General features: G+C 46.2%; 13 protein-coding genes. All 13 read left to right on the top strand.

The window, feature by feature from the left end; translation table 11 throughout:
- Nucleotides 1-10: 10 nt before the first annotated feature.
- Complete coding sequence (gene metQ / locus AB447_RS09015) at nt 11-844, top strand: methionine ABC transporter substrate-binding lipoprotein MetQ (RefSeq protein WP_048353215.1); 834 nt, start codon at nt 11-13, stop codon at nt 842-844.
- Nucleotides 845-929: 85 nt separating this feature from the next.
- On the top strand, nt 930-1,313 hold the full coding sequence (locus AB447_RS09010) for a carboxymuconolactone decarboxylase family protein (RefSeq protein WP_048353214.1): 384 nt from the start codon (nt 930-932) through the stop codon (nt 1,311-1,313).
- A 141-nt stretch (nt 1,314-1,454) separates the two neighbouring features.
- On the top strand, nt 1,455-1,601 hold the full coding sequence (locus AB447_RS26220) for a YuzK family famiily protein (RefSeq protein WP_164918177.1): 147 nt from the start codon (nt 1,455-1,457) through the stop codon (nt 1,599-1,601).
- Nucleotides 1,602-1,730: 129 nt separating this feature from the next.
- On the top strand, nt 1,731-2,642 hold the full coding sequence (locus AB447_RS09005) for a cation diffusion facilitator family transporter (RefSeq protein WP_048353213.1): 912 nt from the start codon (nt 1,731-1,733) through the stop codon (nt 2,640-2,642).
- Between the two features lie 266 nt (nt 2,643-2,908).
- A complete protein-coding gene (gene sufC, locus AB447_RS09000; protein WP_048353212.1) occupies nt 2,909-3,694 on the top strand; it encodes a Fe-S cluster assembly ATPase SufC in 786 nt (261 codons plus the stop codon).
- A gap of 17 nt (nt 3,695-3,711) precedes the next feature.
- Nucleotides 3,712-5,025 (top strand): Fe-S cluster assembly protein SufD, encoded by a 1,314-nt coding sequence (gene sufD, locus AB447_RS08995; protein WP_048353211.1) that lies wholly within the window; start codon nt 3,712-3,714, stop codon nt 5,023-5,025.
- Nucleotides 5,025-6,245 (top strand): cysteine desulfurase SufS, encoded by a 1,221-nt coding sequence (sufS, locus tag AB447_RS08990; RefSeq protein WP_048353210.1) that lies wholly within the window; start codon nt 5,025-5,027, stop codon nt 6,243-6,245. The genes sufD and sufS overlap by 1 nt, the downstream gene beginning before the upstream one ends.
- The gene (gene sufU / locus AB447_RS08985; RefSeq protein ID WP_046130192.1) at nt 6,235-6,681 is read left to right on the top strand and encodes a Fe-S cluster assembly sulfur transfer protein SufU; all 447 of its coding nucleotides are present in this window, start codon (nt 6,235-6,237) and stop codon (nt 6,679-6,681) included. Before sufS ends, sufU begins: the two co-directional genes overlap by 11 nt.
- A gap of 17 nt (nt 6,682-6,698) precedes the next feature.
- Nucleotides 6,699-8,096: a Fe-S cluster assembly protein SufB gene (gene sufB / locus AB447_RS08980; RefSeq protein WP_046130191.1), complete on the top strand. Its 1,398-nt coding sequence runs from the start codon at nt 6,699-6,701 to the stop codon at nt 8,094-8,096.
- Nucleotides 8,097-8,765: 669 nt separating this feature from the next.
- A complete protein-coding gene (locus AB447_RS08975) occupies nt 8,766-9,050 on the top strand; it encodes a hypothetical protein (RefSeq protein ID WP_048353209.1) in 285 nt (94 codons plus the stop codon).
- A 686-nt stretch (nt 9,051-9,736) separates the two neighbouring features.
- Nucleotides 9,737-9,880: a GNAT family N-acetyltransferase gene (locus tag AB447_RS25130; RefSeq protein WP_157769094.1), complete on the top strand. Its 144-nt coding sequence runs from the start codon at nt 9,737-9,739 to the stop codon at nt 9,878-9,880.
- Nucleotides 9,881-9,987: 107 nt separating this feature from the next.
- Nucleotides 9,988-10,848 (top strand): DMT family transporter, encoded by an 861-nt coding sequence (locus AB447_RS08970; RefSeq protein ID WP_048353208.1) that lies wholly within the window; start codon nt 9,988-9,990, stop codon nt 10,846-10,848.
- 74 nt (nt 10,849-10,922) lie between these two features.
- Nucleotides 10,923-12,041: an NAD(P)/FAD-dependent oxidoreductase gene (locus tag AB447_RS08965; RefSeq protein ID WP_057957540.1), complete on the top strand. Its 1,119-nt coding sequence runs from the start codon at nt 10,923-10,925 to the stop codon at nt 12,039-12,041.
- Nucleotides 12,042-12,135 lie beyond the last annotated feature (94 nt).

Here is a 12,135-nt window from a genome sequence, read left to right as displayed (position 1 = left end):
GGCTATTCAAATGAAAAAGAGTTTATTGATTGCTGCTTTGCTCATCGTTTTTGCCGGCATTTTGTCAGCATGCGGTTCTTCCAGCAGCGAAGGCGATAAAGACAGCAAAGTCATCGTCATCGGAGCGACGCCGACACCGCATGCGGAAATTCTTGAGGAAGCTAAACCGCTTTTGAAGGAAAAAGGCTATGATCTTCAAATCAAGAAGTTCACTGACTACAAACTGATTAACAAGGCGCTTGCATCCAAGGATCTTGACGCAAACTACTTCCAGCACGTTCCTTATCTTGAACAGGAAATGAAAGAAAACAAAGACTATGACTTAGTAAATGTCGGCGCGGTTCACCTTGAGCCATTCGGGATCTATTCCAAAAAGTACAAATCTCTAAAAGATCTTCCTGACGGTGCGACGATCATCATGAGCAATAACGCCGCAGAGCAGGGCCGTATGCTGTCAATGCTTGAAAAAGCCGGTTTGATCAAATTAAAATCCGGTGTCAAAAAAATCGATGCTACAGTTAAAGACATTACAGAAAACAAGAAGAACCTGAAAATCAAAAACAATGTCGCGCCTGAAATGACGGCAAAAGCTTATGAAACCAATGAAGCAGACGCTGTATTCATCAATGTGAACTACGCGATCCAAAACAAGCTGAACCCGAAAACAGACTCCATCATGCTTGAGTCACCAAAAGACAATCCTTATGCAAACATCATCGCAGTGCGCAAAGGCGACGAAGACTCAGCGAAAATCAAAGCGCTGATGGACGTATTGCATTCAGACAAAATCAAAGATTTCATCGACAAAAAATATGAAGGTTCAGTGCTTTCTGTATCTGAATAAAAGCGAACCCCGGTTTAGCCAAACCGGGGTTTTTTCGCGTATTTTCCGAAAAGTTGTCCATAATAAAGAAAAAATCTAAACACAAATGGAGGAAGTACGCGTGAATCAGCAACAACCAGACAATATCATCGAAACGGCACTGCACGAATATAAGGCGGGAATCGGCATCTTTTCCGAGAAAATGCCCGGAATTGCTGCAAAGTACAATGAATTTACACAGGAATGCTTTAAAAAAGGCGTGCTCGGCGAAAAGGAGAAACAGCTGATTGCACTGGGCATCAGCATCAGCTCTCAGGACGAATATTGCATCATCTACCATATAAAGGGGTGTCTCGACAGCGGAGCGACAGAGGAAGAAATTCTTGAAGCCGTCGGCGTTACCGCCGCATTTGGCGGAGGAGCGGCGATGAGTCAGTCCGTCACGCTCGTCTTGCAGGCGATAGAAGAATTCAAGCAAATGAAGCACTGACTACAGCCTTCGGGCATATGCGCAGCACATTCACCTTTGTCTATTGTGTGCATCAGCTGCTACCATGTAGAAAAGCAGCTGAAAGGATGATTCATTATTTGCTCAGTCAGGGAGCAGCTTGACCTTGAATTTACGGCGGACATGGAAAAAGCGATGCACACGTCGCACGGCCTCGGCTACGGGGAATATGCGAGAAGCCGCGCAGTGCGTTTGGAAGTAGAGAAAAAGCGTGAAGCAGAGTACGAAAAAAGCAAGCAAATCGTCTTGCAAATAAATGTGACAGGGTAATGGGAGGACGGATATCATTCCGTCCTTTCGCATGTCCGGTTCCCGAAAAAAAACCGGTTGACGAACACAAGAGACAAAGATAAAATTAATATATGAACATATGATCATATATAAAAGGAGGGGTTTATTATGAGTCATTCCCACGACCATGGAAGCCACAGCCATCATCATGCCCACAACGCAAACAGAAAGGCGCTGTTTATCAGCTTCGGCCTGATTTTCACCTTTATGGTGGTCGAATTCATCGGCGGAATGCTGACAAACAGCCTTGCTCTTTTGTCCGATGCCGGACATATGCTCAGTGATGCAGCAGCGCTTGGATTGAGCCTCTTTGCCCTGACGTTTGGAAAAAAAGCGGCAAACGCCCGCAAAACGTACGGATACAAGCGATTTGAGATATTGGCCGCCTTTATAAACGGTATTGCATTGCTTGCGATCTCATTTTATATTTTTTGGGAAGCGTACCATCGCTTTTTCAGCCCGCCTGAAGTTGCAAGCGCAGGCATGCTGGGGATTGCGGCCATTGGCTTGCTCATCAATATAGCGGCTGCCTGGATGTTAATGAAAGGCGATACGAGCGGAAACTTAAACTTGCGCAGCGCCTTCCTGCATGTACTCGGGGATCTGCTCGGCTCTGTCGGCGCGATCATTGCCGGCCTGTTGATGCTGTTCTTCAATTGGAATATCGCTGATCCGATTGCAAGCGTCATTGCGGCTCTCCTTGTACTTGGAAGCGGCTGGCGTGTCACGAAAGATTCGGTTCATGTGTTAATGGAAGGAAAGCCGGAGCATATCGATATCGAGCGGCTCAAAAACGGCCTTCTGTCAATCCCGTCCGTAAAAGATATACATGACCTTCACATTTGGTCAATTACGTCCGATTTTCCGTCTTTAAGCTGCCATGTGGTCGTCAGTGAGGACGGTGACAGGGATAGAATCTTGCATCAAGTATCAGACTATCTAAAGAAAGAATTTAAACTCGGACATGTGACACTGCAGATTGAAGGAGAAAACCATTCCCATTATCATCCGTGCAATTGAGAACGCACCGCCCCCTTCAAGGGGGCGGCTTTAAAGACTTCGCCCCGCATTTCTCCTTTTTTAAAACGATCCCATTATTGGATGAATCTGTATTCATAAAGTTTCTTTCCGTAATCTCTTTAAGAAAAAAGCAATTTTTGTTACACTTTAGAACATGTACACGAAAAAGGTCAAAAAGACTTTTGTTGTATTCACTTTTCATTTGTTATAAAATTAGAATGAGAATAAATTGAGAATGATGATTATCTATATTGGAGGTATATTTCATGGCTGCTTCGACTTTAACAATCAAAGATCTTCACGTTGAGATTGAAGGGAAAGAGATTTTAAAAGGTGTAAACCTTGAAATAAAAGGCGGGGAGTTCCACGCTGTCATGGGACCGAACGGTACAGGTAAATCGACTTTATCTGCGGCGATCATGGGACACCCGAAATATGAAGTAACGAAAGGCAGCATCCTGCTTGACGGCGAGGATGTACTTGAGATGGAAGTGGACGAGCGCGCCCGCGCCGGCCTGTTTTTGGCAATGCAGTATCCGAGCGAAATCAGCGGTGTAACGAACGCTGACTTTCTTCGCTCTTCCATCAATGCGCGCAGAGAAGAAGGCGATGAAATTTCATTAATGAAATTTATCCGCAAAATGGATGAGAACATGGAGTTTCTTGAAATGGACCCTGACATGGCGCAGCGCTATCTGAACGAAGGATTTTCAGGCGGGGAGAAAAAACGCAACGAAATTCTTCAGCTGATGATGATTGAGCCTAAAATCGCGATCCTTGACGAGATCGACTCAGGATTGGACATCGACGCCCTTAAAGTCGTTTCAAAAGGCATCAACAAAATGCGCGGCGAAGACTTCGGCTGCCTGATCATCACGCACTATCAGCGTCTCTTGAACTACATCACGCCTGACCACGTGCACGTCATGATGCAAGGCCGCGTCGTTAAATCAGGCGGACCTGAGCTTGCACAGCGTTTGGAAGCTGAAGGATACGACTGGATTAAGCATGAGCTTGGAATCGAAGACGAAACTGTCGGTCAAGAAGCGTAAGCGTTAGGGGGATAAACATGACACTCGAAACAAAACTATCTGTAGACCGGGAATATGTCAAAAGCTTCTCTGAGAAGCAACAGGAACCGGCTTGGCTGCAGGACCTGCGCTTAGAAGCGCTTGAAAAAGCTGAAGAGCTGCCGCTGCCTAAGCCTGACAAAACAAAAATTACAAATTGGAATTTCACGCAGTTTAACAAGCATACTGTAGAAAATAAACCGCTTGATTCCTTGGATGATCTTTCAGATGAAGTGAAATCGCTGATCGATCTTGACAACGAAGACAAGACGCTTTACGTTCAGCGGGATCAAACGCCGGCGTATTTGTCGCTCTCCAAAGAGCTGAAGGACAAAGGGGTGATCTTCACAGATATTCATACAGCATTCCGCGAGCACAGCGACCTTGTCAAAAAGTATTTTATGAAAGACGGCGTAAAAGTCGATGAACATAAATTAACAGCGCTGCACGCGGCGCTTGTGAACGGCGGAGCGTTCCTTTATGTTCCGAAAAACGTTGAGCTCGAAGCCCCCGTTCAAGCCGTTTATGTCCATGAAAGCAATGACACGGCGCTTTTCAACCATGTGCTTGTCGTAGCTGAAGACAACAGCTCTGTGACATATGTAGAAAACTACATCAGTACGGTCAACCCTAAAAAAGCGGTGTTTAACATCGTCTCAGAAGTGATCACAGGCGCAAACGCCCGCGTACAATACGGCGCGGTAGACAATCTGTCTGCAGGCGTGACGGCGTATGTAAGCCGCCGCGGCGCAGCCCTCGGACGCGACAGCAAAATCGAGTGGGCGCTCGGTCTGATGAATGACGGAGACACCGTTTCAGAAAACACGACAAATCTGCACGGAGACGGCACGTTCGGCGATACGAAAACGGTTGTCGTCGGCAGAGGAGAGCAGACTCAAAACTTTACGACGCAAATCATTCACCACGGAAAGCATTCAGAAGGCTATATCTTAAAGCACGGCGTCATGAAGGATTCCGCATCTTCGATCTTCAACGGCATCGGAAAAATCGAACACGGCGCGTCAAAATCAAATGCGGAGCAGGAATCACGCGTCCTTATGCTGAGTGAAAAAGCGCGCGGTGACGCGAACCCGATTCTTTTAATCGATGAAGATGACGTAACCGCCGGCCACGCTGCATCTGTCGGCCGCGTCGATCCGGTTCAGCTCTACTATTTAATGAGCCGCGGGATTCCGAAAGAAGAAGCAGAGCGCCTCGTCATCTACGGATTCCTTGCACCGGTCGTCAACGAACTTCCGATCGAAGGCGTGAAGAAACAGCTCGTCTCCGTGATTGAAAGGAAAGTAAAATAATGAATGTCAAAGATATTCGCGAACAGTTTCCGATTCTCCACCAACAAGTCAATGGGCACGACCTCGTCTATCTGGACAGCGCGGCTACATCGCAAAAGCCGCGTGTCGTCATAGACGCGCTCGATCAGTATTACAAATCTTATAATTCTAATGTCCATCGCGGCGTTCATACACTGGGTACGAGAGCAACCGATGGATATGAAGGAGCACGTGAGAAGGTCAGGAAGTTTATCAACGCGAAATCGATGCAGGAAATTATTTTTACGCGGGGCACGACAACAGGCCTGAATACGATTGCGCTAAGCTATGCCCGCGTCAATCTCAAGCCGGGCGACGAGATCGTGATTACGCCGATGGAGCATCATGCCAACATCATTCCTTGGCAGCAGGCGGCGAAAGCGACCGGCGCAGAACTGAAGTACATTCCGCTTCAGGAAGACGGCACCATTTCATTGGACGATGTCAGAAAAACGGTGACCGCCAACACGAAAATCGTATCTGCCGCACACGTGTCAAACGTTCTCGGAACGATTAACCCGATTAAGGAAATCGCAAAGATCGCCCATGAAAACGGTGCGGTAATGGTCGTTGACGGCGCGCAGAGCACGCCGCACCTGAAAATCGACGTACAGGATCTGGACTGCGATTTCTTCACCTTTTCCGCCCACAAAATGTGTGGTCCGACCGGAATTGGGGTACTGTATGGAAAGAAAGCTTTGCTCGAAAACATGGAACCGGCGGAATTCGGCGGAGAGATGATCGATTTTGTCGATCTTTACGAATCAACCTGGAAGGAGCTCCCTTGGAAATTCGAAGCGGGCACACCGATTATCGCGGGTGCGATCGGATTGGGAGCGGCGATTGACTTCCTGGAAGAAATCGGGCTTGACGCCATTTCAGAACACGAACACCGCCTGGCTTCATATGCGCTTGATCGCTTTAAAGAGCTGGAAGGCGCGACTGTCTATGGACCCGAACACCGCGCAGGCCTTGTGACATTCAACATCGAAGACGTCCATCCGCACGATGTCGCAACCGTTTTGGATGCGGAAGGAGTCGCCGTCAGAGCCGGCCACCATTGCGCACAGCCTTTGATGAAATGGCTGAATGTTTCCGCTACTGCAAGAGCAAGCTTTTATCTGTATAATACAGAAGAAGATATCGACAAACTGATTGCAGCTCTTCAGAAGACAAAGGAGTATTTCACAAATGTCTTTTAATGTGAACTTGGATACACTGTACCGGCAGGTGATTATGGATCACTACAAAAACCCGAGAAATAAAGGGGTTTTAAACGACAGCATCGTCGTTGACATGAACAATCCGACATGCGGTGACCGAATCAGGCTGACGATGAAGATTACGGACGATAAAGTAGAAGATGCAAAATTTGAAGGTGAAGGCTGCTCCATTTCCATGGCGTCCGCTTCAATGATGACGCAGGCGATCAAAGGAAAAGACGTGGAGACCGCCCTTCAGATGTCGCATATCTTTTCAGACATGATGCAGGGCAAAGACTATGACGATTCGATCGATCTGGGCGACATCGAAGCCCTTCAAGGCGTCTCAAAGTTTCCAGCCCGAATCAAATGCGCAACCCTTTCATGGAAAGCCCTCGAAAAAGGCGTTGCCAAAGATGAAAGCGATAATGAATAAGATTGGAGTGAAAATGGATGGCTAAAAAAATGCCGGATATCGGTGAATATAAATACGGCTTTGCCGACAAAGACGTTTCCATTTTCCGTTCAGAGCGGGGACTGACAAAAGAAATCGTTGAAGAAATTTCACGCATGAAAGAAGAGCCGGAGTGGATGCTCGATTTCCGCCTGAAATCTCTTGAACATTTCTATAACATGCCAATGCCTCAATGGGGCGGAGATTTAAACTCTTTGAACTTTGACGAAATTACGTACTATGTAAAACCTTCCGAGCGTTCAGAAAGATCATGGGACGAAGTGCCGGCAGAAATCAAAGAAACGTTTGACAAGCTGGGAATCCCTGAAGCTGAACAAAAGTATTTGGCCGGGGTTTCCGCGCAATACGAATCAGAAGTCGTGTACCACAACATGAAAGAAGACCTTGAGTCTCAAGGAATCATCTTTAAAGATACGGACAGCGCCCTCAAGGAAAACGAAGACATTTTCCGCGAGCACTGGGCAAAAGTCATTCCGCCGACAGACAACAAATTTGCGGCGCTTAACTCAGCAGTTTGGTCAGGAGGATCATTCATTTACGTGCCGAAAGGCGTAAAAGTGGATACTCCGCTGCAAGCGTATTTCCGGATCAACTCTGAAAACATGGGGCAGTTCGAACGGACGCTGATCATCGTCGACGAAGGCGCGCACGTTCATTATGTCGAAGGATGTACTGCACCTGTCTACACGACGAACTCGCTTCACAGCGCGGTCGTTGAAATTATCGTCAAAGAAGGCGGCTACTGCCGTTATACGACGATCCAAAACTGGGCGAACAACGTCTTTAACCTCGTTACAAAACGCGCTGTTTGTGAAGCAAACGCGACGATGGAATGGATCGACGGAAACATCGGTTCCAAGCTGACGATGAAATACCCTGCCGTCATCCTGAAAGGCGAAGGCGCGCGCGGTATGACGCTTTCAATCGCTCTTGCAGGCAAAGGCCAGCATCAGGACGCGGGTGCGAAAATGATCCATCTTGCGCCGAATACGTCATCAACGATCGTGTCAAAATCGATCTCAAAACAAGGCGGAAAAGTCACATACCGCGGAATCGTCCACTTCGGACGCAAAGCGGAAGGCGCCCGCTCAAACATCGAATGCGACACGCTGATCATGGATAACAAATCAACTTCAGATACGATTCCTTACAATGAAATCTTAAACGATAACATTTCATTGGAGCACGAAGCAAAAGTATCAAAAGTATCTGAAGAGCAGCTCTTCTACTTGATGAGTCGCGGCATTTCCGAAGAAGAAGCGACGGAAATGATCGTCATGGGCTTCATCGAGCCATTCACAAAAGAACTGCCGATGGAATACGCGGTTGAGATGAACCGGTTGATTAAGTTCGAGATGGAAGGGTCTATTGGTTAATGAAATTAACGGAGTGTTAATGATTAAACGGTTTATCGATTGGTTATGATCCCGATTTGATACCGTTTAATCAACACGTGCATTGCATCGTAGTTTTTCTTTATTATAAAAATGTGTATTAATTTATGTGTTATTTTCCTTACCACGGATAGAACTGTTGGATAAGCGAATGAGATTCTGAAAAAACACTTTTGTTTAAAGCAGCTCCCGGTATTTGACCGGGGGTTGTTTATTTACTTTTATCTGTAGCAGTTCGTTGTTATAATAAGAAGTATATTCTCCTACAATCTCAATGATTTTAAGTACATAATATTAAAATACAAGGTTTTTTCTTGTAAAATTAAAAGAATGAGTCGATTTGAACATTATCGTAGGCTTCCTTATAGGACATGCTTTGGATAATGTTTTTTACTTTTAACTATACATAAAACGTAGAAGAGAGGTTCCTTGTTCAGACTTTGCTTTCCAACTGTTTCTCTCTTCATTTTAAGAATGCGACTGATAATTTTCGACTCTTTTTTGAAAGTTATCTTATTTTTCCTTACGTTGTTCAAAAATCGTTGTGCACGTACACAAGTCTCTATCCTCTCTCTTGCTTCTTATTTACTGCTTTCCACTTTCTTCAAGGTTTATTGGGAAATATTGTTATAAGGGTGGTTTGAATAACTCATGAACAGTATTGAAAAAGAAACAGAAAAGAAAAATGTATCTAGGGATTGGAAAATCTATATTATAGTGTCTACTGTTTTTATATTATGTGTGTTAGGGGTTAGTTTTTTTGAACCCAAATTCGATTTTAATCTAATGGTTCAACGTTTGTTTGATGCTTTAATCAGCTGCGTATTAATTGTAAATGGAATGTATTTCTTGCAGAAAAATAAAGGAATTGCGTATGTCTCCCTTTTTTTGGGTATAATCAATTTAGGGATATTAGGTACTCTCTTGCTTAAATAATATACATACTAAAATTGATTTTTGCGTAAGAGCTCAACCCAGATGTTATATGCTTCCCCTAAGGATAGATGAAATGAAAATCTGCCTTGGGGGATTTTTTTGACAACAAAATAGTTTAGAAGAAAAATTGAACATTCTTTCAGAGAATGATTTGATTAAGGTATTGCTGCTTTTTCCTTTTAAAGCATTTTCAAGGAGGTGATACATTCGCCGTTTTTAAACTCCTTGAGAACTTATCTAATTGTTCCAGCGTTTGTTCAGGTTCAGTTGAGCAACGACAACGCCCGAACATTCGGGAATCGTTGTTTTGGTGCTTTAAAAAAGACTTCTATTTCTTTGCCTATAACTAGATTTTCCGATCAATGGTTCATTAAGAGTGCACGGTATAGCTAATAGTGTGCTTTGGAATGAACCGTTTATCTCCAAAGATATGGGGCAAGCACAAGAAGTCTTTAAAGTCCGGGATAATCAAGCTGTAATTCAGAGATTCTCGTCAAGCTGGACGTAACTTTAATTCACGTCTTTTTCGTTATACAAGCATGCATTTAAACATAAAAAGGCGTTAGAGGACAAAGACATCCTGCACCTTATCATTGAAGAGCGATTGAGTCATGAACCGGTCGGATATATGATCATCGCCGGTCTAAAAAACCTGAATAAGAGCCTTGAATTGCGAAGAATTACGATTGCCGAAAAATGGCTATGGAAAAGAAGCATTCAGAATCATCAAGAATTGGGCATTTCATGTGTACAACGCCAATCGTTTATGGCTTGATGTAAAAGAAGACAATGTGCGCGCATTCCATCTTTATCAAAAGCAGGCCTTGTAGGGACATTGAGAGAATGTATCAAAAATGGAGATGGACGATTCGCTTCATGTCATGTCTATTTTAAGAAGAGAGTATACCGAATGAAACCGGATTAGGGGGAGTGTCTCATGACGGCAGCAGGGCTATCCTTGTTATTATTATCAGCCTTCATCCACGCTTCTTGGAACTACCTTTCTAAAAAAGCCGATGGCGGGGTTCCGTTTATATGGCTGTTTACTGCTATCGCAGCCGTTTTTTACAGTCCTTTGGCGATAGGGGTCATCTTATATGAAAAACCTGAAATCGGATTGTGGCAAACGGTTTTGATCATGGCAAGCGTGTTTAGTCATCTGGCGTTTTTTCTCGTCCTCCAAAAGGGATACAGTATCGGCGATCTATCCCTGGTTTACCCGATTGCAAGAGGCACAGGACCGCTTCTTACGTGTGCGCTGGCGGTGATCATCTTTCATGAGAAAATGACACATGTTACGCTCATAGGCATCCTGCTGATTGTGACGAGCATTCTCTTTTTTACGGGAGGAATGAAAAATTTAAAGGAGGCGGGGGCGCTCATCCCGATCCTTTACGGATTGGCCGTCGGGGCAATCATCGCAGGCTATACGATCCTTGATAAAGCGGCGGTCAGCCATTTTCTCATTCCGCCGCTGCTGTTGGATTATTTTAATACGATCGGCCGGCTGATCATCTTGACGCCTTTTGCGGTGAAGAATTGGAATGGCGTCCGGTCTGAATGGAAGAATCATCGGCTGGAAGCGGCCGGGGTGGGAATTTTTAATTCATTGGCGTATATTTTAGCTTTGAGCGTGCTGGTTTTTGCCCCTGTCAGTCAAGTCGCCCCGATCCGCGAGATCAGTATTTTAATCGGAACGATTATGGGATCTGTGCTGCTTTCTGAAGGCTTTGGGAGAGTTCGCGTCATCGCCGCGGTTTTGATGGTGCTGGGGGTGATTTCGGTGGCCGCCGGTTAACGTCCGGGTTGTATTCAGCCGCTTTTATCCGGTATATTTGTACAATAATCAGAAATGAAAAAGGTGTTTTAAAGATGAAGAAATTGATCGTTGTCGGCGCAGGAATACTCGGCGCAACAGCCGCGTATCACCTCGCAAAAGAAGGTGCCGATGTGACTTTGATTGACCGCCGAGATCAGGGCCGGGCTACGGACGCCGCGGCGGGGATCGTCTGCCCCTGGCTGTCGCAGCGCCGGAATCAGGCGTGGTACAAGCTGGCCAAAGGCGGGGCGAAATACTATGCGGATTTAATTCAACAATTGAAAGACGATGGCGAAACGGATACGGGATACAAACGAACGGGCGCGATCAGCCTCCATACAGACGAACGGAAATTGGAGCAGATGGTCGAGCGGGCGCATAAAAGGCGTCAGGATGCGCCGGAAATCGGCGAGATCACCCGCTTGACGCCGGACGAAACAAAACGCTTATTTCCGCCTTTGGCGGAAGGGTACGGTTCGGTACATATCAGCGGGGCGGCGCGGGTGAACGGAAAGGCGCTGCGCCGTTCGCTTGTGAGCGCGGCAAAAAAGCACGGAGCCGCCGTGATCGACGGACATGCCGAGCTGCTGTATGAGAAAGGTCGTGTCACAGGGGTTAAAACAGGCGAAAGGAAGCTATTCGCCGATCAGGTGCTTGTCACAGGGGGCGCCTGGGCCAATGAACTGCTGAAGCCGCTTGGCGTCAATTTTTTGGTCTCTTATCAAAAGGCGCAAATCGTTCATCTCCGTTTGTCCGGCTTTGATACGGGAAGCTGGCCGGTCGTGATGCCGCCGAGTGACCAGTATATCCTTTCGTTTGAAGACGGGAGGGTTGTCGCCGGAGCGACCCATGAAAATGATCCCGAACTTGGCGACTGCCGGGTAACAGCCGGAGGGCTCCACGAAATTTTTGCAAAGGCGCTGTCTGTCGCCCCGGGTCTCGAACATGGGGAAATGCTTGAAGCGCGGGTCGGTTTCAGGCCGTTCACCCCGGGATTCCTTCCTGTGATCGGTTCCCTGCCGGGGATGGAAGGTTTATTGGTCGCCAACGGGCTTGGTGCTTCAGGGCTGACGTCAGGACCGTTTTTAGGATCAGAGCTGGCAAAGCTCGCCCTCGAGGAGCAAGTGGAGATCGATATCAGCCTGTATGACCCGGCCGGCGCGCTCATATAGCATGATCAAAAGCGTTCACTCTTTAAAAGGAGTGAACGTTTTTCTTTTTCTATGAAAATAAAGTTTTAAAACACAGGTTCTGCCAATATAAATG

The sequence above is a fragment of the Bacillus glycinifermentans genome, from assembly GCF_001042475.2.
GTDB classification, from domain to species: domain Bacteria; phylum Bacillota; class Bacilli; order Bacillales; family Bacillaceae; genus Bacillus; species Bacillus glycinifermentans.
This window is presented reverse-complemented; position numbering and strand designations above follow the sequence as displayed.

What these genes read in the sequence shown, in the direction of transcription:
- AB447_RS08965 (WP_057957540.1), top strand. Translation starts at nt 10,923, where the DNA reads ATGAAGAAATTGATCGTTGTCGGCGCAGGAATACTCGGCGCAACAGCC.
- AB447_RS08975 (WP_048353209.1), top strand. Translation starts at nt 8,766, where the DNA reads ATGAACAGTATTGAAAAAGAAACAGAAAAGAAAAATGTATCTAGGGAT.
- sufS (WP_048353210.1), top strand. Translation starts at nt 5,025, where the DNA reads ATGAATGTCAAAGATATTCGCGAACAGTTTCCGATTCTCCACCAACAA.
- sufC (WP_048353212.1), top strand. Translation starts at nt 2,909, where the DNA reads ATGGCTGCTTCGACTTTAACAATCAAAGATCTTCACGTTGAGATTGAA.
- metQ (WP_048353215.1), top strand. Translation starts at nt 11, where the DNA reads ATGAAAAAGAGTTTATTGATTGCTGCTTTGCTCATCGTTTTTGCCGGC.
- AB447_RS09010 (WP_048353214.1), top strand. Translation starts at nt 930, where the DNA reads ATGGAGGAAGTACGCGTGAATCAGCAACAACCAGACAATATCATCGAA.
- AB447_RS26220 (WP_164918177.1), top strand. Translation starts at nt 1,455, where the DNA reads ATGGAAAAAGCGATGCACACGTCGCACGGCCTCGGCTACGGGGAATAT.
- sufB (WP_046130191.1), top strand. Translation starts at nt 6,699, where the DNA reads ATGGCTAAAAAAATGCCGGATATCGGTGAATATAAATACGGCTTTGCC.
- sufD (WP_048353211.1), top strand. Translation starts at nt 3,712, where the DNA reads ATGACACTCGAAACAAAACTATCTGTAGACCGGGAATATGTCAAAAGC.
- sufU (WP_046130192.1), top strand. Translation starts at nt 6,235, where the DNA reads ATGTCTTTTAATGTGAACTTGGATACACTGTACCGGCAGGTGATTATG.
- AB447_RS09005 (WP_048353213.1), top strand. Translation starts at nt 1,731, where the DNA reads ATGAGTCATTCCCACGACCATGGAAGCCACAGCCATCATCATGCCCAC.
- AB447_RS08970 (WP_048353208.1), top strand. Translation starts at nt 9,988, where the DNA reads ATGACGGCAGCAGGGCTATCCTTGTTATTATTATCAGCCTTCATCCAC.